This is a genomic window from Arthrobacter sp. MYb229 (assembly GCF_002975405.1).
Taxonomy (GTDB): Bacteria; Actinomycetota; Actinomycetes; order Actinomycetales; family Micrococcaceae; genus Glutamicibacter.
Window position 1 is genome coordinate 36,497 of the sequence record NZ_PCPS01000007.1, and the last position, 22,096, is coordinate 58,592.

Annotated in this window: 18 protein-coding genes; 9 read left to right on the top strand and 9 right to left on the bottom strand. The window is 58.1% G+C overall.

Annotated features, from left to right (window positions below; all coding sequences use genetic code 11):
• Positions 1–170: 170 nt before the first annotated feature.
• Positions 171–530 (bottom strand): DUF488 domain-containing protein, encoded by a 360-nt coding sequence (locus CQ019_RS15720; protein WP_105554357.1) that lies wholly within the window; start codon positions 528–530, stop codon positions 171–173.
• An 11-nt stretch (positions 531–541) separates the two neighbouring features.
• The gene (locus tag CQ019_RS18345) at positions 542–844 is read right to left on the bottom strand and encodes a hypothetical protein (protein WP_146112498.1); all 303 of its coding nucleotides are present in this window, start codon (positions 842–844) and stop codon (positions 542–544) included.
• Positions 845–1,304: 460 nt separating this feature from the next.
• Here CQ019_RS18345 and CQ019_RS15730 point away from each other — a divergent pair, with 460 nt between their 5' ends.
• The 4 genes from CQ019_RS15730 to CQ019_RS15745 all read left to right on the top strand — a co-directional run bounded on the left by CQ019_RS15730 (position 1,305) and on the right by CQ019_RS15745 (position 3,902).
• Positions 1,305–1,757, top strand: coding sequence for an FHA domain-containing protein (locus CQ019_RS15730; protein WP_105554321.1), 453 nt, complete (start codon positions 1,305–1,307; stop codon positions 1,755–1,757).
• 75 nt (positions 1,758–1,832) lie between these two features.
• Positions 1,833–2,588 (top strand): MerR family transcriptional regulator, encoded by a 756-nt coding sequence (locus CQ019_RS15735; RefSeq protein WP_105570098.1) that lies wholly within the window; start codon positions 1,833–1,835, stop codon positions 2,586–2,588.
• Positions 2,589–2,628: 40 nt separating this feature from the next.
• A complete protein-coding gene (locus CQ019_RS15740) occupies positions 2,629–3,111 on the top strand; it encodes a bifunctional nuclease family protein (protein WP_105570099.1) in 483 nt (160 codons plus the stop codon).
• A gap of 200 nt (positions 3,112–3,311) precedes the next feature.
• Entirely contained in the window at positions 3,312–3,902 is a 591-nt protein-coding gene (locus CQ019_RS15745) for a MerR family transcriptional regulator (protein ID WP_096284180.1), read from the top strand.
• An 82-nt stretch (positions 3,903–3,984) separates the two neighbouring features.
• Here CQ019_RS15745 and CQ019_RS15750 read toward each other — a convergent pair whose 3' ends face one another.
• Positions 3,985–4,806, bottom strand: a complete 822-nt coding sequence (locus CQ019_RS15750) for a ParA family protein (protein ID WP_105554356.1) — start codon at positions 4,804–4,806, stop codon at positions 3,985–3,987.
• Positions 4,807–5,155: 349 nt separating this feature from the next.
• Between CQ019_RS15750 and CQ019_RS15755 the strand changes: the two genes are divergently transcribed.
• Together CQ019_RS15755 and CQ019_RS15760 are read left to right on the top strand one after the other, a co-directional pair.
• Positions 5,156–8,608 (top strand): pyruvate carboxylase, encoded by a 3,453-nt coding sequence (locus CQ019_RS15755; protein WP_105570100.1) that lies wholly within the window; start codon positions 5,156–5,158, stop codon positions 8,606–8,608.
• A 214-nt stretch (positions 8,609–8,822) separates the two neighbouring features.
• Positions 8,823–9,368 carry a hypothetical protein gene (locus CQ019_RS15760; protein WP_105554317.1) on the top strand — a complete coding sequence of 182 codons (546 nt, stop codon included), beginning with the start codon at positions 8,823–8,825 and terminating at the stop codon, positions 9,366–9,368.
• On the opposite strand, the gene CQ019_RS15765 is transcribed toward CQ019_RS15760, so the two are convergent.
• The 3 genes from CQ019_RS15765 to CQ019_RS15775 all read right to left on the bottom strand — a co-directional run bounded on the left by CQ019_RS15765 (position 9,341) and on the right by CQ019_RS15775 (position 12,446).
• On the bottom strand, positions 9,341–11,152 hold the full coding sequence (locus tag CQ019_RS15765; protein ID WP_105554316.1) for a long-chain fatty acid--CoA ligase: 1,812 nt from the start codon (positions 11,150–11,152) through the stop codon (positions 9,341–9,343). The two genes, CQ019_RS15760 and CQ019_RS15765, sit on opposite strands and share 28 nt — an antisense overlap.
• 107 nt (positions 11,153–11,259) lie before the next feature.
• Positions 11,260–11,634: a hypothetical protein gene (locus CQ019_RS15770; protein WP_146113384.1), complete on the bottom strand. Its 375-nt coding sequence runs from the start codon at positions 11,632–11,634 to the stop codon at positions 11,260–11,262.
• A gap of 53 nt (positions 11,635–11,687) precedes the next feature.
• On the bottom strand, positions 11,688–12,446 hold the full coding sequence (locus tag CQ019_RS15775; RefSeq protein ID WP_105554315.1) for a carboxylesterase: 759 nt from the start codon (positions 12,444–12,446) through the stop codon (positions 11,688–11,690).
• Positions 12,447–12,573: 127 nt separating this feature from the next.
• Between CQ019_RS15775 and CQ019_RS15780 the strand changes: the two genes are divergently transcribed.
• Positions 12,574–13,245: a 1-acyl-sn-glycerol-3-phosphate acyltransferase gene (locus CQ019_RS15780; protein WP_105554314.1), complete on the top strand. Its 672-nt coding sequence runs from the start codon at positions 12,574–12,576 to the stop codon at positions 13,243–13,245.
• A gap of 99 nt (positions 13,246–13,344) precedes the next feature.
• On the top strand, positions 13,345–14,736 hold the full coding sequence (locus CQ019_RS15785; RefSeq protein WP_374954806.1) for a class II 3-deoxy-7-phosphoheptulonate synthase: 1,392 nt from the start codon (positions 13,345–13,347) through the stop codon (positions 14,734–14,736).
• A gap of 78 nt (positions 14,737–14,814) precedes the next feature.
• Here the strand turns inward: CQ019_RS15785 and CQ019_RS15790 are convergent, their stop codons facing one another.
• On the bottom strand, positions 14,815–17,067 hold the full coding sequence (locus CQ019_RS15790; RefSeq protein ID WP_258134046.1) for a Stk1 family PASTA domain-containing Ser/Thr kinase: 2,253 nt from the start codon (positions 17,065–17,067) through the stop codon (positions 14,815–14,817).
• Positions 17,068–17,269: 202 nt separating this feature from the next.
• Positions 17,270–17,518: a WhiB family transcriptional regulator gene (locus CQ019_RS15795; RefSeq protein WP_096256388.1), complete on the bottom strand. Its 249-nt coding sequence runs from the start codon at positions 17,516–17,518 to the stop codon at positions 17,270–17,272.
• Positions 17,519–17,874: 356 nt separating this feature from the next.
• On the opposite strand from CQ019_RS15795, the gene CQ019_RS15800 reads away from it, so the two are divergent.
• The gene (locus CQ019_RS15800; protein WP_146113385.1) at positions 17,875–18,279 is read left to right on the top strand and encodes a hypothetical protein; all 405 of its coding nucleotides are present in this window, start codon (positions 17,875–17,877) and stop codon (positions 18,277–18,279) included.
• On the opposite strand, the gene CQ019_RS15805 is transcribed toward CQ019_RS15800, so the two are convergent.
• Positions 18,276–21,938: an FtsK/SpoIIIE domain-containing protein gene (locus tag CQ019_RS15805; RefSeq protein ID WP_105570103.1), complete on the bottom strand. Its 3,663-nt coding sequence runs from the start codon at positions 21,936–21,938 to the stop codon at positions 18,276–18,278. The genes CQ019_RS15800 and CQ019_RS15805 overlap by 4 nt on opposite strands.
• Positions 21,939–22,096 lie beyond the last annotated feature (158 nt).

Below are 22,096 nucleotides of genomic sequence, written 5' to 3' on the forward strand. Positions count from 1 at the left end.
TCATTGCTGCCGGAATATTCAGTTCTTGTTTGCTGTTCTCTATGCTAAGAACCGCAACTGTTTTGGGAGCACAATGGAATTCAAATTTGATCTGCAGCAAGTCTCGGAGTCCGATATGGCGTGTGTCGAAGGTGTATGTTTTGTTCCGCCAGCCTCGACCCGAGATGAGGTCACTGTTTCAGCTGTGCAAGCAGAAAGTCACGAAGCACCACCGCGTGATTAATTTCCTCGTCTTTTGCCGCAAAGATGAACGTAACGACGGGGTGTTCGGCGACCAGCTCCAAGAATTCGTCAATAGCCGGGTTCTGGTTTAGCTCTTCACGGTAGTGCTCCGCGAACTCATCAAATCGCGCCGGATCGTGGTGCCAAGACTTGCGTAGTTCATTTGACGGTGCGATGCCTTTGGCCCACCGCTCCACACAGAGTTTCTCTTTGGTCTGCCCGCGTGGCCACAAACGATCGACCAAGACCCGGTATCCGTCGGATGCTTCAGCGTCGATGTATGCGCGTTTGAGCCGAATGTCAGTCATGTTGTTTTCGATCATTGTGCTTCATCGTGTGAGCTTGTGCGGCGCTGTGCTTCATGCTGCGCTTCAAGATCTTTGACGCGCGATCCCCGTCGACGCAAGATCATCCAGGTAATGAAGATGACCAAGAAGATGGCTGCGGCGCTGATGGCTCCAACTAGTGTGGCGCCACCAAACCAGGTAGCGCCGGTATTCAAAATTGCCTGAGCCTTCTGCGCGGCATCCGAGCCGTTCCAGAAGATTCCAAGCGTCAGCCAATTGGGCAGTGCGAGAATGATTGCCAGGACCGCAATAACTCCACGCCATCGCCAGCTCAACTTGCGGAACCGAATCTGCCAAAGTACGAGAAGCGGGATCAATGTAAAGACGAACCCGAGAGAGAACCCCGAAATCCAGCCTCCGGTGGCTGATCCAATATTTTGGCTGGAAATTCGAGTTGCCCACCATACCGGCATAAATATCGTAGCGATCGCGTAAATTGCCAGGATAGTGAGAATTGCAAGCGAACCTAGTACGAGCCGTAGTTTCCAATTTGAGTGCTTATTGGTAGGCGCGGATTCTCCGCGTGTTGCCGGTGCAATGGCATTAGAATTCTCTTCCATGCAGGAATCATTGCACGTTTGAGCATGCCAAGCATTGAAAATGTGTAATTTCGTGTTATCTCTTGAGCGTTGAGTAGGCTAATCTGGAGATAGTCTGGTGCAAACCACCAAACACCCGTTTAACTGAAGGTCGTCAAGCGCGAGCTTGAGAGCAAATTTTCTTGGAGGACCCCAAATGTCTGAACATGGGCCGGTTGACCCGCACAACGAGTCTGCCTCCGAAACGACCAATATCTCCTTGCCGGCAGCTCACAAGACTGCAGAGCCCTCGGTAATTTATCCCCTGTCCGAGGACGAACGCGCAGCGGTCTCAGCACTTCCTGAGGGATCTGCGCTACTGATTGCCCATACCGGACCTAATAAGGGAGCCCGCTTCCTGCTGGATACCAATTCCAGCATTGCCGGTCGCCACCCGGATGCGGACATTTTCTTGGACGATGTTACGGTTTCTCGGCGGCACGCAAAGTTTGAGCGCGTTGGCGACATCTTCAAGCTCACCGACATTGGTTCATTGAATGGAACCTACATCAACGGCGACCGTATCGACTCGGTGACTTTGGCTAACGCGGTACAGGTGCAGATCGGTAAGTTCCGTCTGAATTTCTACCAGAGCGTACCTAACGTTTAAACTAGTGAAGAACTAGTTTTCTGGCAGCCTCGCAAGCGGCTGTCAATCCGCTTAACTACTTGAGGAGATTCTCCTTTGCCAATCTTTGATGCAGCCCGTAGCTCACGACTCGAGGCAATACGCCACGAGAACGTGAGGGCGGCAGCACTGAATATCGGCGAGGTGCTCTCTGAACTGAAAGACGAATTCCCACGGGTAACCGCCTCCAAGATTCGATTCTTGGAGGACAAGGGATTAATTATCCCGCAGCGCACCTCGGCCGGATATCGAAAATATTCCGCCTCCGATGTGAGTCGACTTCGTTTCATTCTCTCAGTACAGCGCGATCAGTACTTGCCGCTAAAGGTCATCAAGGACCATCTCGATGCCATCGACCGTGGTGAAGCTCCCGCAGCATTGCCCGGTGGAGCGCCCACAGCACCGCAGGCAGTCAATAGCGATATGGTTGAGGCAGTCGACCGTCATTCGCGTCCTGTCTCCCTAGCGGAGCTGCAGGGGCTGACCGGAGCAAGCGAAGAGCTCGTCCATGAGCTAGTTAACTTTGGCCTGGTCGAGCCTGAATCGGGCAAATTCGATGCCCACTGCGTGCGGGTCACCAAATCCGCCGTCGATCTCTCCAATCACGGTATTGAGCCTCGCCACCTTCGCCAGTTCCGTACCGCTGCAGAACGCGAGTTCTCCTTGATCGAGTCCATCATTGGTGCGGACTTGAAAAAGCCTGAAGTTTCCGCGCGCGCGAGGGCAACCGAAGAAGCTCAAGAAATCTCGCGACAGTGCCTAGAGCTTCATGAAGCGCTCGTGCAGCGTGCGATTTCGCAGCTTGATCGCTAGGCTGATAGTAGGAACGAGTTCGCAACGCTAGGGGGAGTGCATGCTTGAACTAGAATTTGCCGGTATTCGGATTCAGCTTCCATCGAATCAGCCGCTGCTGCTACTTAAGCGTCATGAGCAGAATTTGTATCTCCCTCTCTGGATTGGCGCACCCGAAGCGTCCGCTATCGCGATGTCGGAACAGGGGCTCACCCCGCCAAGACCGATGACTCACGATCTGATAGTTAACATGCTCGAAGCTCTTGAAGTGAGACTTGTGCAAATCGAGATCGTCTCGGTGCAGAATGCAATTTTCACCGCGGAGCTGGTGCTCTCCAACGGCAAGCGCGTCGACTCGCGGTCTTCTGACGCAGTTGCGCTGGCGGTACGTACGCAATGCCCGATCCTGTGCACCGAGGAAGTCATGGAATCAGCGGGGGTTGCCATCGAAATCGAGTCCGAAGACGAAGAGCTTCCCGAGGAGCAAATGCGTGAATTCAGAGAATTCCTTGACAATATTGACCCCGAAGATTTCTCCGCCTAGCTCGTCTCCCACTCGTCATTGGCGACACGCCTTAAAGTTAAGCTTGAAGGTCTTTGACCAACGCCCCTTATAGCCGTACCGTCGAAGCATAGAGAAAATTTCTGTTGACCGATACCAGGTTCGTCATCACTCGCACCGGTCAGTCGCATGAAAGTCTCTGGCCTCTCAAATGAATGTGCATATACGCTAGGAGTATTTGGATGGAGTCTAGCCAGACCGGTCCTCGCCATGGGACCACCGGTGGCGTTCAGCGATCCAATACCCAAGGTTTGCTCTTCACTGATGATCTGCCCGAGCTGGATGAACATGCCGGCTACCGGGGACCAGTTGTATGCAAGGCTGCCGGGATTACCTACCGACAGCTGGACTACTGGGCTCGTACTGGTCTGGTTGAACCGGCAGTTCGTGAAGCCAAGGGATCCGGTACTCAGCGGTTGTATTCGTTCCGCGATATCCTGGTACTGAAAGTGGTTAAGCGCCTATTGGACACCGGTGTCTCGCTGCAGCAGATCCGCACAGCGGTGAGCCACCTCCGCGAACGTGGTGTGGAAGATCTGGCTCAGATTACCTTGATGAGCGATGGCGCTTCGGTTTACGAGTGCACCAGTGCCGACGAAGTCATAGACTTGGTTCAGGCCGGTCAAGGCGTCTTCGGTATCGCCGTAGGCCGAGTGTGGCGCGAAGTTGAAGGAACGTTGGCCATGCTGCCATCGGAAAGCACGGGGGACCAGTTGGTCACCGATGAGCTCGCTTCACGACGCGCTGCTAAGGCCGCCCGTAACGTTAGCTGATGAGTACTTAGAATTGCAAAAGCTTCGGCTCGAACAAACTTCCATAAGTTTGTTCGAGCCGAAGCTTTCTTGTTTCTAAACCCTAGGACTGTGCGTTCTGTGTCGGCGCCGTGGACATGAGGTCCTTGAGTAGCGCATCGAACTGAGAAAGCATGGGGGCAGTGGCCTTGCTTGGCCACTGATGTACCGAATATGCTGCGCCCTGAATCTGCTGCCATTCTGGGTGCTCGGGGATCTCCGGCTTCACCATGGAATCGCCGAACATCTGGCGCATCTCGTTCACTCGGAACGTATGCTCGGCAGAATCCTTGCGCACACGGTTGGCTACCACGCTAACCGGGCCCAGGGACGGAGCGAATTCGCGGCGGAAGAGTTCAAGTGCTCGCTGTGTGCGTTCGGTTCCAGCTACTGAGAACAAGCTAGGCTCAGCGACGAGCAATAACTGATCTGAAGCGCTCCACGCCATGCGGGTTAGACCGTTAAGCGATGGTGGGCAATCGATAAGTACTAGCTGGTATCCGCTGGTGCGGCTCAATAGCTGCGAGAGGCGACGCAAATCTCGTGTACGAAGATCTGGTCGATCATAAATTCCGGTGAACGCGTCGCCCACGGCGACATCGAGTACCGGAATTCGGGTGCGCGATTTCTTCTCGGCAGCTTTTGACTGCCATGCGCTGGCTGCGACATTATCTTGAAGTCGCGCACGGCGAACATTCTTGAGCATTTGCCCAATTGGCTGTTTGCCGTTGGCTCGGGCGCCTAAGCCGGTGCTCGCGTCTGCATGCGGATCTAAATCGATCACGAGCGTCGGAATTCCGGCTGCGAGTGCTGCTGAGGCCAATCCGAGTGTTACGGAGGTTTTTCCTACGCCACCCTTGAGGCTGCTGATGCTCACTACATGCACGGACCAGACCACGCCTTTCACTGCTTGCTGATTAAACGTCCCACCGAATATTTAGTCTCTCTTTATCATAGTGTGCCACGCGGTATTTCCCCGACTCCGCAACGTGGGATTTTTAGCACGAATGTAACTATGTCATAAAAACAGCATGCGGACGCTAGAAAGTCGTGTGGTCAGACCACTGGGCGAAATGTTTGGTAATTGTGCACCCCGTCACGGTAGGGTATCCACAGCAGCGGTTAAAAATATCCGTTATGCGAGGCCCTACACCCGGGAAAACGGGAACAAAGCGTCCCCCGAAGGACGTTCCCCCGTCTTCCAAATGGGTGTGCTGAATCGATGTAGGGAAACTATGTTTGAGAAAATCTTGGTCGCCAACCGCGGTGAGATTGCAATTCGTGCTTTCCGCGCTGGTTACGAACTAGGCGCAAAAACAATTGCCGTCTACCCATATGAAGATCGTAACTCGATCCACCGCCAGAAAGCCGGAGAGGCCTATCAGATTGGCGAAGAGGGCCACCCGGTTCGCGCCTACCTGGACATTGACGAAATCGTCCGCGTCGCCAAGGAAGCCGGCGCAGACGCGATTTACCCAGGTTACGGATTCCTTTCGGAGAACCCAGACCTGGCCCGCAAGGCTGCAGAAAACGGTATTAAGTTCATCGGTCCAAAGGCGGACGTGCTTGAGCTGGCCGGAAACAAGGTCGCTGCGCTGAAGGCAGCGCGCAAGGCCGGCATCCCGGTATTGGAATCCTCCGAACCGAGCGACGATGTTGACTTCCTCCTAGCCGAGGCCGACCGCATTGGCTTCCCGATCTTCGTCAAGGCAGTTGCTGGCGGTGGCGGCCGCGGCATGCGCCGTGTCGACAAGCGCGAAGACCTGCCCGAGCTAATGGGTGCGGCAATGCGCGAAGCCGGTACCGCCTTTGGCGATCCGACCGTCTTCCTTGAGCAGGCAGTCCTTCGCCCGCGTCACATCGAGGTGCAGATCCTCGCCGATGAGCAGGGTAACGTGGTGCACCTGCACGAGCGTGACTGCTCCTTGCAGCGCCGTCATCAAAAGGTCGTCGAGATCGCTCCGGCACCGAACCTGGATGAGTCCATCCGTCAGGCGCTGTTCCGTGACGCCGTGAAGTTTGCGCAGACCCTGGGTTACCAGAACGCTGGTACCGTCGAATTCCTGGTTGATACCGTCGGTGAGCGGGCAGGACAGCACGTGTTCATCGAAATGAACCCACGTATCCAGGTGGAGCACACGGTGACCGAAGAAGTCACTGATATTGACCTCGTACAGGCTCAGATGCGTATCGCCTCCGGTGAATCGCTGAGCGATCTTGACATCAGCCAGGACAACATCGAGGTTCGTGGTTGGGCGCTGCAGTCGCGCATCACCACTGAGGACCCGGCAAATGGCTTCCGACCAGATGTGGGAACCATTACCGTTTACCGTTCTGCTGGTGGTTCCGGCGTGCGTCTTGATGGCGGCACCATCTACGCAGGCGCAGAAGTTTCCCCGCACTTTGACTCCATGCTGGTTAAGCTCACCTGTCGTGGCCGCGACTACAAGACCGCCGTAGCGCGGGCACGACGTGCGCTGGCCGAATTCCGCGTCCGTGGTGTGGCCACCAACATTCCGTTCATCCAGAATGTTCTCAACGATCCACAGTTCATCGCCGGAGACGTCGCGACCGACTTCATTGACTCGCGCCCGGATCTGCTGACCGGCAACGAATCTCAGGACCGCGGCACCAAGGCGCTGAACTACCTGGCTCACGTGACCGTCAACAAGCCGAACGGCGAACGAATCGATGGCATCGATCCACGCAAGAAGCTTCCGAGCTTCCCGGGGGACAAATCCTCGGAGCCGGAGCGTTCGCCATTCGACGGCCCTTCGAAATCGGTAGCACCTCCAGCTGGCTGGCGTCAGAAGCTGCTGGATCTGGGGCCCGAAGGTTTTGCCAAGGCGCTGCGCGACGCGAAGGCCGTGGGCGTTACCGACACCACCTTCCGCGACGCACACCAGTCATTGCTGGCCACTCGCGTGCGTACCCGCGATCTGCTCGCCGCTGCGCCTGCCTACGCGCATACCGTGCCGCAGTTGTTCTCCATGGAAGTCTGGGGAGGCGCGACCTACGATGTCTCGCTTCGATTCCTGGGCGAAGATCCATGGAAGCGTCTAGAACTGCTGCGTGCCGAACTGCCGAATATCCCGCTGCAGATGCTGCTGCGTGGCCGCAATACCGTAGGTTACACCCCGTACCCCACCGAGGTTACCGACGCGTTCGTAAAGCAGGCCGCGAAGAGTGGCATCGACATCTTCCGCATCTTCGATGCGTTGAATGACGTCTCGCAGATGGCTCCGGCCATCAAGGCTGTGCGCGAAACCGGAACCGCCGTCGCCGAGGTGGCCCTGTGCTACACCGGCAACCTGCTCGATTCCAACGAGAAGCTGTACACCCTTGACTACTACCTGAATCTGGCTCAGCAGATCATCGATGCCGGTGCACACATTATCGCGATCAAGGATATGGCAGGACTGCTGCGTCCGGCCGCCGCAAAGAAGCTGGTCACCGCTTTGCGCGAACGCTTCGACGTGCCGGTTCACCTGCATACCCATGACACCTCTGGTGGACAGCTTGCTACCCTGATGGCAGCGATCGATGCAGGCGTGGATGCAGTTGATGTGGCTTCGGCTGCGATGGCCGGCACTACCAGCCAGCCTTCTGCCTCTGCCCTCGTGGCAGCGCTTGAGCATACCGAACGCGATTCAGGGCTTTCCTTGGACGCGGTAGCCTCGCTGGAACCGTACTGGGAGGCGGTGCGCGCGATGTACAAGCCGTTCGAATCCGGGCTGCCTGCACCAACCGGGCGCGTATACCAGCATGAAATTCCCGGTGGACAGCTCTCGAACCTTCGTCAGCAGGCCATCGCACTGGGGCTGGGCGAGCGTTTTGAGGCCATCGAATCCATGTATGCCTCGGTCAACGCCATGCTCGGAAACGTGGTCAAGGTGACCCCGTCTTCCAAGGTTGTCGGCGATCTGGCATTGCAGCTGGTCGGCTCCGGCGTTCCGGCGGCAGATTTCGAAGCCAATCCGCAGAACTTCGACATCCCGGATTCGGTCATCCAGTTCCTCTCGGGTGAGCTGGGCAATCCTCCGGGTGGCTGGCCAGAGCCATTCCGCACGAAGGCATTGCAGGGCCGCAGCGTGCGCCCACGCGTTGAAGAGCTCTCGGACGAAGACTCGGCGGCGCTCAATGCCGACGACGAGACGATCCGCGCGACCTTGAACCGCTTGCTCTTTGCCGGTCCGACGCGCGACTTCGAGAAGTCCCTGGAGAACTACGGCGACCTGTCCGTGCTGCACACCCGCGACTACCTATTCGGCCTGACCCCAGAGGTTGAGCGCGTGGTGTCCCTTGGTACCGGTGTGCGCCTGCTGGTGAAGCTGATCTCGGTATCCGAAGCTGATGAGAAGGGCTTGCGCACCGTGGTGTTCTCGCTCAATGGCCAGTCGCGCCAGATCAAGGTGCGTGACGAATCGGTCGAGTCGACGGTGAAGAGTGCGGCAAAGGCCGATCCGACCAATTCGGGCCACGTGGCGGCACCGTTCGCCGGCGCCGTGACGGTCAACGTCAAGGTCGGCGACTTGATCGAAGCAGGGCAATCGGTAGCAACCATCGAAGCGATGAAGATGGAAGCTGGCATCACGGCCAACGCTTCGGGTGTCGTTTCGCAGGTAACGTTGGACGGAACCAGCCAGGTGCAGGGCGGCGATCTGCTGCTCGTCATCGAACCAAAGTAAGTCAACGAAGGCGCAGCATTCGCTGAGCAATAGGTGTGGCCCCGGGGACTTTGAACTGGTCCTTGGGGCCACACCTTTGCACATTGGCATCAATGCGCTTGTGCGCGGTCCACCGGAGTAGTACCCCAACGGGCAGATGTGGCACGATGCTCTCTGACGGCTTCGATTTTCACCAAGAAGTCCGGAGAGCTCAAATTCTTGTTCAAGGAGAGACATGAGGATAGCGCGTAAGTCAGGTCCGACGCTGAAGCCAGCCACGTTGCGAGCGAAAGCCATCGCGGCGGGCAAGGTGCGGGAGAACTTGAAAATTACCGTCTTCGCGCTTAGTGCGGCACTGCCGGCCGCAGAACTTGCCGAGTTCCTTGAAGGCCAGTTGGCGCAGCTAGCGCTGAACTCGCAGGTCCACGTCGCGGGCCCCGAACGAGTCAAGGCGGCACTTGCTGGACGCTTCAACGAGGCCGACGTGCTGGTCGTGGTGGGCGATGGCTCCGCAACTGCAGAGCCTGCACTGATGGAGCTAGTGCAGTGGCTACTGCTCAACGGCCGAACGGCACTGGCCGAGAACCTGGTGTACGTGCAGCTCGGTGCGAGAACCTCTGCCACCCCGGCGCCGGTCTTCGAACGGGTTGTGCTCCCAATGAATTTTGCCGAGCAGACGCAGCAAAGCGGCCGCAGGTTGCCCTGGGCCGCTGCATCCCACGAATCGTGGGAACTTGCCGATGCTGTATTGAACTATGCGACGGGCTTATCTGCCGAATAGATTTCGTCGATGACCGCTTCGTAATCCTTGAAGACCACGGCGCGCTTGATCTTCATAGAAGGGGTCAGATGTCCGGAAGATTCGGTGAAGTCCGTCGGTACAATCCGGAAGGCCTTGATCGATTCTGCCCGGCTAACAGAGTTATTGGCTTTGTCGATGAGGGACTGCACGTGGGTCTTTACCTGATCTAGGTCGCTAACCTCTTCCACGGTCAGCGCGGTATCGAGCTGGTGGCGCTCCAACCAACCATGCAATGCCTCTGGGTCCAAGGTGACCAGAGCCGAAATGAACGGCCGGCCATCGCCCAAGACGACACACTGGGAAACAAGCGAATCGGCGCGAATTTGGTCTTCAAGCAGTGCTGGAATTACATTCTTGCCACTGGCAGTAACAATGATTTCCTTCTTGCGCCCGGTGATTCTCAAGAAGCCGTCGGCATCCAGCTCGCCAACATCACCGGTGCGGAACCAGCCATCGACGAAGGTTTCGCCTTCCAGCTCGGGGCGGTTGTGGTAACCGCGCATGACACAGATGCCCTTGGCTAGAATCTCGCCATCCTCAGCGATGCGTACAGCGTTGCCCGGTAGCGGTGGACCCACCGTGCCGATCTTAATGCGATCGATGGTGTTCACGGTGATCGGAGCCGTAGTCTCGGTCAGCCCGTAGCCTTCGAGGACAGTCAGCCCGATCCCGTGGAAGAAATGACCGAGGCGTTCTCCTAGCGGGGCACCGCCGGAAACTGCATGGCGAATGTTTCCGCCCATCGCGGCGCGCAACTTGCTGTACAACAGGGCATCGAACAGCTTGTGCTTTAGCTTGAGGACCAGCGGAACCTTGCCGGCGCCTTGAGCTTTGGAATATGCGACAGCAACATCCACGCCGGCATGGAAGATTTTGCCCTTGCCGGCGTCTTCTGCCTTGAGCATCGAAGAGTTGTAGACCTTTTCGAAGACTCGCGGCACCGCGAGAATGAAGTTTGGCTTGAAGGACTGTAAATCAGGCAAGAGATTTTTGACATCCGGGGTGTGTCCCACGCGGCAACCGGCGGAAACTGCCAGCACCGAGATGTAGCGGGCGAACACATGCGCCAGCGGCAAGAACATGATCGTCGCGGCTCCCGGATACACGCACTGCGGAAGTTCAGCTGCAGCGTTTTCGGATAGTTCAACGAAGTTTCCATGGGTCAGCTCGCAACCCTTGGGGCGTCCGGTGGTGCCAGAGGTGTATATCAGGGTGGCCACGTCGTTCAGCGTTGCCGAGGCGCGTCGTTCTTCCAACTCTTCGTCGCTAACATTTTCGCCGGCCTTGCGTAGCTCATCGAGGCCACCTTCGAATTGCCAGATGTTGTCCAAGGATTCGAGGGTTTCTTGATGGGCCGCCTGACGGACGACGTTTTCGTGGTTGGGTGATTCAACGACCATGGCGCAGGCTTCGGAATCGGCGACGATCCAGGCGACCTGGCTGGGGGAGGAGGTTTCGTAGATGGGCACGGTGACGCATCCCGCGTACCAGATAGCGAAATCAACGAGTGTCCACTCATAGCGGGTACGGGCCATGAGTCCGATGCGTGACCCCTGCTCAATGCCGGAAGCGATGAAACCACGCGCGATGGCCGAGGCATCGGCTGCGAACTGCGATGCGGTGATGTCCTGCCAAGCCCCACTGGCGGTCGGCACGGAGAATAAGGCAGGGTTGGCTGCCGAATTTGCATGTCGTAGGAGCAGATCGGTGATGTTCGAATTTTCCGGCGAGTGGATGCGAAGTGGCGAGCTAAATTCGCGCATCTGGTACTCAACTCCTGTGGTAAGTGTCCTAGGTTATAACGCCTCGTAAGCTGCGTCACATTTATATTACTCGATAGTAACGTAGCAGTTGCAGTGTTCCAAGTCGATTAGACCTTTGCCCCATCATCTCCCGGATCGCGCTGAGTCGGTAGTCTTCGCAGCAGGTAAAAAATGCCAAGAATCGCAGCTGCGGCCAAGCCGAGATAAATAAACCCCGGTGCACTGCGGAAAAAGATCACGCAAAACAGCAATCCAAAGGGTCCGCCGGCCGCGCCGACCCACGCCAAATTCAACATCGGATCGCCACTGCCCAGAGCGGCGGGCTCTTCGGGAACGAATTCGTCGGGAGTATCTACTGGTTCATAATCGCGTGGTCCGCGAGCGAGCGGCCCGGTGTTAAACAACTTGTCCAATTGGGTGGCACGTTCGGCAGCGCTTGGCTCGCGAGGAGCCTGCGCGTCGAGACTTTTGAAATTCTCCACCAGTTGATCCCAGCGCGGGTCCTCGGCTTTTGAAGGCTCGTTCTCTGCAGGGCTCATTGGGCCTCTTCCCGTGCCGCGACGTCAGTAATGAAGCGCAGCGATTCCTTGAAAATTTTAGGCGCATCATAATCCAATGTCGCCACATGCCTACTACGTGACAACGCAATTCGCTCGCGCAGAATTCCCGGCCCGAGCCCGTTGAGCAAGGCGTGAACGGATGCATCCGAGACCACGTTGTCCACTGCGGAACGGAGTAACTGTACTGGTGCCGCCACCAATGGCAAACGAGCCCGCGTCTGCGCGAAAAGCTTGTACACCTCATGTACTGCCGCAACCGGCGTACGTTCGTAGGCATTCTCGTCGGCCCCGGGATAGGCAATGTCATTGCTTATCGGCGCGACTGTCCGAACCACCCGGCGCAGATAGCCCGCGTAGGGGGCAACCGGCGAATCGATGACCAAGCCAGGGTTCACCAGGGACACTCCGCTGACATTACGGCGTGATGCGAGGTGCAGTGCCAACGCCCCGCCCATCGAGAGCCCGGCGACAAAAACATGTTGATGCGCGGACGCCAGTTCATCGAAGGCATCCTCCGTCGCCTGGATCCACTGTCCGTAGGGTCGGCCGATCAGATCCTGCCAGCGTGTCTCATGTCCGGGAAGTATAGGTACGCTCGTGTGTACACCATGGCTCTGCAGCGAGTCAGCCCATGGGCGCATAGCCGTCGTGGAGCCGGTGAAACCGTGGATCAGCAATACAGCCACGTCCGAAGCGGACCCGGTTTCCGGGACCAAGGAAGTATCTTTCATCATGTGCACCCCTAAAATTCAACGGTTCACTGTCGAGCGTAGTGCACAATTGTATGGTGTGGGCTAAGGCGCCGTCCGGTTGTCTCCTGCGCAAAGTTGTTCGAAGACGAGAATAAGGAAATGCCACCCCGTGCTCTACGACTTTCTTAAACGGTTCGCGGTCCGGCCATTGTTGCGTATCTTCTTCAAGATCGATCTCCAAGGCATCGAAAATATCCCCGAACATGGTGCCGCGATCCTCGCCTCGAACCACCTGTCGGTCAGCGATTCGGTCTTTCTGCCCGCGAGTCTTGAGCGCCCGGTTATTTTTCTTGCAAAGGACGACTACTTCAACGGCAAGGGGCCCAAGGGACGCTTCGTCGCCTGGTTCTTTCGAAACATTAATCAGCTGCCGATGGACCGTTCCGGCGGCAAAGGCTCCGCGGCCTCGCTGGACAGCGCCAACCGGGCACTGCGAGAAGGCAAATTGCTTGGGATCTACCCGGAAGGGACGCGTTCGCCTGATGGCAGGCTCTACCGAGCCAAGCTGGGAGTAGCGAAACTCGCCATGGAATCCGGAGCTCCAGTCATTCCGGTCGCCATGATCGGCACGGATAGGGTTCAACCTATCGGGCAAGGAGTCCCGCGTCCGGGCCGTATCGGGATCCACGTCGGCGAACCCCTGGACTTCAGCAAGTATGCCGAACAGGTCGATGACCCGCAGGCGCTGCGTCACGTGGCAGATGAAATCCGCAAGGCCATCAACGAGCTTTCCGGACAGAACTATGTTGACGTTTACGCCCCGAAAAAAATCAAAAAATAGTTGGTCTCGCAACACGCCGGACTTCCAGAATCGGTGTGTTACGTCGAGTTGTTACATTCATCGCGGTGCTTTGATGCTCTCGGACGTAGAATTGTTAAGGTGAGCGAAGAAAACCGAACCCCATTGCCTGGCTCTTCTGTAGCCGGCCCCGCCACCGACCCTCAACTTGATGCGTGGCGTGATTTGCCTATTGCCCAACAGCCCACCTGGCGTGAGCACCCGGACTATAGTGCCTCAATATCCGAACTGGGTTCACGTCCGCCACTGGTATTTGCCGGTGAAGTGGATGTCCTCCGCGAACGCCTGGCCGCCGCGGCGCAGGGTAAAGCCTTCCTGCTGCAGGGTGGCGATTGTGCCGAGACCTTCGACGCGGCGACCGCGGATAAGATCTCAGCGCGCGTGAAGACCATTTTGCAGATGGCCGTCGTACTTACCTATGGTGCTTCGATGCCAGTTATCAAGATGGGACGCATGGCGGGCCAGTTCGCCAAGCCACGTTCTTCAAATGACGAGACTCGCGATGGCGTGACCTTGCCGGCCTTCCGCGGCGACATCGTCAACGGCTATGACTTCACCCCCGAGTCCCGTGCGCATGATCCGAAGCGTCTGGTGCAGGCATACAACACCTCATCGGCAACGCTGAACCTGATCCGCGCCTTCACCCAGGGTGGATTCGCAGACTTGCGCAGCGTGCATTCGTGGAATGCCGGCTTCATGGCTAACCCTGCGCACTCTGCTTACGAACAGCTTGCCGGAGAGATCGACTCCGCCATCCGCTTCATGGATGCCTGCGGAGCCGACTTCGAAGCACTGAAGCGCACCGAATTCTTCGCTTCCCACGAGGCGTTGCTGCTGGACTACGAGCGTGCCTTGACCCGTACCGATTCGCGTACCGGCCAGCCGTACGACACTTCGGGACACTTCTTGTGGATCGGCGAACGCACCCGCCAGTTGGATCACGCACATGTGGACTTCCTGTCACGAGTGCGCAACCCGATCGGCGTAAAGCTTGGCCCGAACACCTCGCCAGACGATGCGCTGGAACTGATCGAGAAGCTGGATCCAAACCGGGAACCAGGGCGATTGACCTTCATTACCCGAATGGGTGCGCAGAACATTCGCGAAAAGCTTCCAAATTTGGTCGAGAAGGTCACCGCCTCCGGCGCCCAGGTGCTGTGGGTAACCGACCCGATGCACGGAAACACCGTCACCAGCGAGAACGGCTACAAGACCCGCAAATTCGACGATGTCATGGACGAAGTCCGTGGATTCTTTGAGGTCCATGATTCGCTGGGCACCTTCCCAGGTGGCCTGCACGTGGAAATGACCGGTGACGACGTGGCCGAGTGCCTCGGCGGTGCCGACCCGATCCGCCAGGAACAGTTCGACGACCTCTACGAGTCGGTCTGTGACCCACGCCTGAACCACAAACAGTCCCTGGAAATGGCCTTCTTGGTTTCCAGTGCGCTGCAGAGCCGTGGTCGTCGCTAAACGCCCGCGGCACTAATTAACTTTGGCTTCCCGCGACTGCGGGAAGCCAAAGTTATTTAAAATAGCGAAGCCTTTGGCTTAGAACGCGTACAGGCTGACTTCACTGCCGCGTACGGCGCGCTGGTTCAGTGGGGTCTGCATGCGTACCGTGTCCGAGAAGCCGCCAAGCACCGATCGCGTCGAGACGGTGAATCCGGCTTCCTCAAGCGTTGCACTCGCCTCGGCCAGGCTTTGACCGATCACCGAAGGCACCTGAAGGTATTCAGGCCCCTTGGAAACATGAACGGTGACCGTGCTGCCAAACTCAACGGTTTGCTGCCGTGGGCTCTGATCCGCGACCAACCCTTGGCCAACTTTTGGCGAGTACTGCTGCTCGCCGAGCTTCAGCTTCAAGCCGACCTCGCTCAGCGCCTGCTCGGCGTGCTCCGGTGACATCCCAGCGAGGTTAGGTATCTGCACCGGTGCCGGACCCCGCGAGATCACCAACGCCACGGTGTTTTTCCGCCCCGCCAGTTCGCCGGCAGCCGGTGAACTGGAAATGACCTGTCCCTTGGCGACGGAGGAGGAATACTCAAGGCTCGTCTTCACTTTGGCCAAGCCCAGATCGGAAAGTTGCTCGGCGGCTTCCTCCTCGGTCACTCCTTCGAGCGCCGGAATTTCGAAGAGTTCCGGGCCGCGAGAAATCAGTAAATCGACGCCCTGAAACTTCATCATGCTTTCACCGGTGCGCGGCTGGGTTTGCACTACGCGGCCGACAGCGATCTCATCGTCATAGACGGAGTTCACTCGTACCGGTACGCCTTGCTCATCAAATTGGGCGACAACCTGGTTTTGCAACATTCCGGTCAGCGATGGGATGCGAATAATGGTTCCCGGGCCGCGGCCGAAGAACCATGCACCAGCAGCGACTAACGCGATGATAAAAATGAGTACCACCAGGATCACCGAACGCTTTCCGGCAGATTTTGGCTTCACCAGTTGATGGGTGGGTATTTGCGCGGTCTTGCGCCATTGTTTCGCCGCGCGTTTTTGCTCCTGCTTCTGCGCGCGAGCTGAACCATGGGTAATAGCTGGTGCCACGGGTTTTTCGGCCACCAGAGCTGAATCGTCGAACCCAACTAAATCTTCGCGAGAATAAGCCGCAGTGGCGTCCGTTACCGGTATCGCTTGGACTGGATCGCCGGGGGACAGCTGAGGTGTCACAGTGGTGGGCTGGGCCTCGCGAAGATCCAATACTTCGGTTGCTTGGGAGGTGCTGATGACCGCGGTGGCTTCTTCGAAGGGAACTGCAGAGTAGTCTTCGGTCGTCGAAGCGGATGTCTCCCCGAGCGTGTTTTCGTCCAACCACCACGGTTGGCGTTGTTCCTCACGATAACGCTGCCACTCGTCTAGTCGTTGCTGCACGGTGGTAGGCATTGCCTCGGCAGCCAATGGGGCCAAGTCCGAAATCTGACCTAGAGAATCGGCATCAAGGTCGAGCTCCTCATCGGTGAGCGTGGAACGGATCTGGATGACATCATCGAGTAAGAAGCCTGCATTCTGCGGACGGAGATCCGGATCTTTTTCTGTGCAGTAGCGCACCAGTTCATCGAGATCTTCGCTGAGCCCTGGAACCATTGTGGAAGGCAACGGCATTGGCGAATCGAGATGTTGCTTCATCATCGCTGCGGGGTTGGATACCGGGAATGGCAACTGACCGGTGAGCATTTGATAGATCATGATTCCAACGGCGTAAATGTCGCTACGCGAATCGGAGGGCGCCCCTGAAACTAGCTCGGGGGAAACATGGGAGAGCGTGGCGACAAGCGTCCCGGACTGAGTATGCGCGCTGGCCGCACGAGCCAGGCCAAAGTCGGTGATTTTGATTTCGCCATTATCTGAAAGTAGAACGTTCGCCGGTTTCATATCCCGGTGCACAATGCCTTCGAGGTGCGCGGCACGTAGGCCGCTGCAGATTCGCTCGAGAACGCTTAGCATCTGCCGTGGAGTAAACCGTCCACGTTCCTCGATAACTTGGGAAAGATTACGTCCGCGAACGTACTCCATCACCAGATACACGTGACTTCCGGAAACGGCATGGTCGCGGATGGACACTACATTCGGGTGGGAGATATTCGCTGCGATAATGGCTTCGGACTCGAACCGTTCGCGGACCATCGGTTCGCTAGCGTAGTTCTCGTCCAGTACCTTGACGGCCACAGACCGGTGCAAATTCTGATCCATCGCCCGGTATACCCGTGACATCCCACCGAGCGCGATCAGCGTATCTAACCGATAGCGGTGACCAATTACTTGTCCGACGAGCGAGTCTGGTCGATCCGGGCTAATCAAAGAAAACTCCTGCCACAGGGGAGCGCTGATGGCGAGTCTGGGACATGACCTTGCTCCTTTCGAACACAGATACTAAGTGTAGGTTACTCAGCTGGCCTGAGAATTTCACGGGTTAAAGTCGAAATCCGCCAGTAGAGTTGCCACTGACGGATTTCGGACAGCAACCCGGGTTGCGAGAACTACCTCGGGTGCAGCTATTACTCTAAGAAGCGCGACGGGCCCGTGCAGCACGACGCTTCAGGGCGCGACGCTCGTCTTCACTCATGCCGCCCCAGACGCCGGCATCCTGCCCGGACTCGATGGCCCACTGCAGGCAGGTTTCCGTGACGTCGCATCGACGGCATACGCTTTTGGCCTCTTCGATCTGTAATAGGGCCGGACCGGTGTTACCCACCGGGAAGAAAAGTTCCGGGTCCTTTTCCAGACACGCCGCGCGGCTACGCCAATCCATGCTTATTGATGCTCCTTGAAATATTTAGGGGAACGAAGACCTCCCAGAAATCGTCACAAACAGAAAACAACTGCGAATAGGAATTGCAGGTGCGTTACGTTGTGTGTACCGGAAAGGTCATCGATGAGTTGGAGAGGTACGAGCAGGGGTGTTCGTTTAACCAACCACATTAGGTTTTCATGTTACGAGAAAGTAAACAAGAGTCACGGAAGTGAAATGTGGTTGAATGCCTGAGTGCTTTCTCACATGGATTTCCGTGGCTCGCTGCGCTAACTGAAGGGGCTGTGGTCGGTGCCATATTCGCCTTCGATGTTGCGCGTTTGAGTTCCTGAGTTGCTTGCACGAAAATTGTTGTCGTGAGCAACAACGAATCTTCCGTATCCCGTCCTCCCAGCGTTTTGGCCGTCTCAGCCCTGACAATGCTCGAAGCGGTGGCGGTCCTGGTTTACGCGGTCAACTACCTAATGCATCTCGCTGACGCGGGGGACTTGAACATGGGCGGCCGAATCTTCATGCTCGTCCTGTGCTTCGCAGCCGGCGCCTGGCAGATCAGCGTTTCCTTCAACTTCTTCAAGGGGAAGGCCTTCACACGCGCACCGATTATCGTGTGGCAACTGTTCCAATTGATCCTCTCGTTTTCCTTCTTGCAAGGCCCGTTTAGCGGTATCGCGATTGCGGCCATCGTGATCGCCGGAATCATCGTCGTGATGTTGTTTGCACCCAAGACAACCATATTTCTAGGAGACCGCCCGCAATCCTAGAAGTCATCCATGTCGATATAGATGGCGCGTGGTTGCCCACGGTAACTGGTGACCGCGCGCCATTTGTTTACCCGCTGTCTCGATTCTTGAGAACTCAATGGTTCCCACGACATGGGTTGCATATCGTGCGGATGGTGGGCTTCGACTAATGCAACACAACGGTCATCGAGTGCCATGCCCGGCGCCCCGATCTCGTAGGCAAGTCGGCTGGAAGGCGGTACGAATAGCACCGGAATCACCGCACGGCTTAGCGCGGAATTTAGCAACCCGGCAAGTCGTGGGTCGTTCGTATGTTCGAGCACCAGCGCGATATTCCCCGGTGCCATTTGGTCAAGCCGTGATTCGAATTCGTCGATTCCGTGCAAGCGTTCTAGCGACCACCGGTGACACAGGCATTTGCTTAGCTCTTCTCTGATCAAAGGGTTTCCACAGATCAGGAGCGTCATCGCCGAGGCAGACAGACTTATCGTGGCATCTACAAATGAACGCTTGCCAAGCGGGAAAGCCCCTGGCTCGGCTAAGTAGGAAGAGTCATCGATATTCGCATTCCACACGCCTTGTTCCAAGGCCGCGGGCTGGGGCGAACCTAACTGGATGGTGCGTGCAGAGTCGGTACCGCACACTATTATTCCTCGTCCGACCACGCTTGCAGTTTCGGGCAGGCGAGGCCAGGCCATTTTCAAGGATTCGGTGGCCTGAAAAGGAAAGTACCATTGCTCGGTGCACAGCCCTGCGGCTTTGAGCAGCGCCTGATCCCGATCCACCGCGAGGAGGATGGTGGTGCCACCGGCTGCACCGCGACGCAAGAGACCCCCGAGAACTTCGTCGAAGCGTTGAAAATGCTGTGGGTGCAGCAAGGATTGCAGCTGCGCGACACCATGAACTAGAACGAGTAGGCGCGTGTCTTCGCACCGTTCCTCGAGGTAGTCCAGCGCATCTAGAAAGTCGTAAACGTCCTCCCCGGTAATTTGTCGCAGGTGCGGGCTGCTGCGTTCATCTGCGTTCAGCGCGGGCCCGAAACTCAGTATTTTGCGCGGCAGCCGACACAGGCCGGTCAATAGCTGACGAGGGCCAGCCTCCGGAAGGCCGCACACCAACAGGCTGCGCCTCGCCTCGCCACCAAGCTCTAGTGGCTCGAGGGCGCCGTGCTCTAGCTGGTCAATCAACCCGCACCAAATAGTGTCTGGCCGCATGGGTGACCAGTCCGAACCGGGTGGTTCAGGTTGCGCGGGTAGTGCGGGGGCAAACGGTGAGCGCGGTAATCGAAGCGTCGCCCAGCGCTGAGCCACAGTTTCCATCTGGTCGTGCAGTGCCTCCATAGCTTCGTAGGCAGTTGGGGGCGCCCCAAAGGTGCAGAGCTGCCGTGCGCGGAGGTTCATTGGCCCTCGTTCGGCCAGTTCACCATAGGGCGGTGGGTCGAAGGCGAGCGCAAATTGGAATTTTCGGGTCTGCCGCGTGGCGCAATGGATGATTGCTTGCCCGGGGTCCAACAGCGAGGCAGCGTCCCGGATACCGACCAGTTCAATGGATTCACCCGGGTCATTAACGCGCAGTGCGATCACGGTATTGAGGTTTGCCCGGGTTTGCCCGGTCAGGGTTCCTGCTGGCCGCTGGGTGCTAAGCAACAGGTGAATGCCCAGAGCCCGGCCCACGGCCGCGAGCCGGTCGATTCGTGGGCTGGCTTCCGGGATGGATTCGCTAAACACCCGAAATTCGTCGATCACCACCAACAGCCTTGGCAAGGCTGGCGCCGGATCGCTCAGTTGTTGGTATTCGAGCAGGTCGCTGCAGCGATAGTTGGCCAGCAGTCGTTCGCGGCGAGTGACCTCGACTTCTAATTGAGCCAGGGTGCGTTGCGCGGCCGCCGCGTCGAGGTCGCTGGCGAAGAGTTGGACATGAGGCAATGCGGCGAAGACCGAAAGCCCGGCTCCGCCCTTGAAATCGACGAGGACGAAGGCTAATTCTTCGGGGGAGTAACCGGCAGCTAGTTCTTTGACAATGCGGCGTAGCGCCTCGGATTTTCCTGATCCGGTGGTGCCGCAGATCAGCATGTGCGGCCCGTCGGAGTCAAAGTCCAGAACCACCGGATCAAGCTGCGTGGTGGTGCCAATGTGGGCGGTCAGCCCGGGTCGTACAGGCTGTCCCTCGCCCGTCGGCGGCGCAGGACTGCTGAGGGGACCGTGGGTTTCGGCGAGGTCCAGACATCGATCGATCAGCCGGGCGAAACGCGGTGCGCTCAGCCGCTGCACGTTCTGCAAGGCCAGCTGCGGATCTTCGAGCGAGGCTAGCGGCAACAGGGGATTCACCCACCAGGTGCCCTGCGGCACCGGGGCGCGGCTCAGCCCGAGCACTATCGACTCCTCGCAGGGCTGTGCTGCGGTGGCCACCACGTACAGGGAACGCACTTCGCCGGTCGCCGGTGCTGCCAGCAGGCTTGCGCGTGGAGCCGGTGGCAGCCCGGTACTCACCCCGGGTAACAGGATCAGACTGGCCGGAAGGCATTCGAGTTGTGGGTCAAGTATCAGTTCCAGCCGTCCGGCAAGGACCGCGGGCAGGTAGCGGGCGAGCAGGGCCAACAGCAGTTCGCAGCTCGCCTTGTCCTGATCGCCGACGATCTGCCAGGCGCCGGGAACGCTGGCGGTGAACACCGGCGAGGGGCAGGGGGCATCCAAAGCGCTGCGCGGTTTCCTGCGCCGCTTCTTCTTCGGCGTCATCTCTTCCGCCGCCGGGGACCACAGTCCTCGGCCGAACACCAGCGGAGGCAATCCGGAATTCGGCATCCCCAACTCGGTACGATCCAACCCGGCGAGCAGGGCGATCCCCAACGGCGGCGCATAGGCCTCACGAGCTTGCGCCACCTGGGCGCGGTGCACCACGGCCTTGGCTTTCCACCGGCGACGCTCGAGGATCAGCTGCCCGGCAGGTACGATTCCCAAGAGGGCCGAAGCGCCGCTGAGCAACAAGAACAACATCGACCCGGTGAGCACCGCCAGCAACACCCCGGAAAGCATCGGAACCAGGGCAGCCAAGCACAAGGCGATCAATCGTTGTAGCTCCGGTTTGTCTGGCAGCTGCCAGCGCAGTTGCTCGGCCGACAGACTCTGGCCGGTATCAAGCAGTACCGGATCGCCGACGCACAATTCGGTGTCTCCCAAACAAAAGCGCGTTCCGCGGTGCAGCTGCAGACGGGTCACCGAACTCCGCTTCCCGACGCGGTCCTCCACCCCGATCGTATTTGCATCATCACAGGTCAGTACCAGGGCCGATTGGTCCACTGCAATTTGGGCATGGTGCCGGGCGATCAGCGGGTCCTGCAGCCACAGCGGGGCACAGCGCCCCAGCCGATGCACGCCTTGGTCCAGTCGCACGCTCGCCCCGGCGTCCGGCCCAGATGCGACAAAGAGTTGCAGCGCGGCAGGCATCCGGACCCCCGAGGTGGCAGTGGCTCGCGGAATATCGGTCAGCAACAGGTGAGTGCGCGCGCTGAGCATCCCACAATCTTCCAGAGCGGTGTCTGCCACAAACCAGCGCGTCGCGCCGAAGGAGCCGGCCAAAATTTTGGCCAGCCCAGCGCCATCTAGCTGCGCGGAAACGTCGAGCCTGAATTGGCGCGGCTGGGCGAAACACCGCGCCGCCAGCAGCAACTCATAGCGCACCATGAATTCTCCTCCTCAATCGCTAGCTGGGTCTTGGCAACACTTCAGCACGCACGATGGTCCACTATTCGAGCCGCACCTCGCACTGTGGAAAACCCGTCGGAGTTTATCCACATCTTCGGGCATGCTATTGAAAGCGCTAGCCGGTGGGGCTAGGCTCC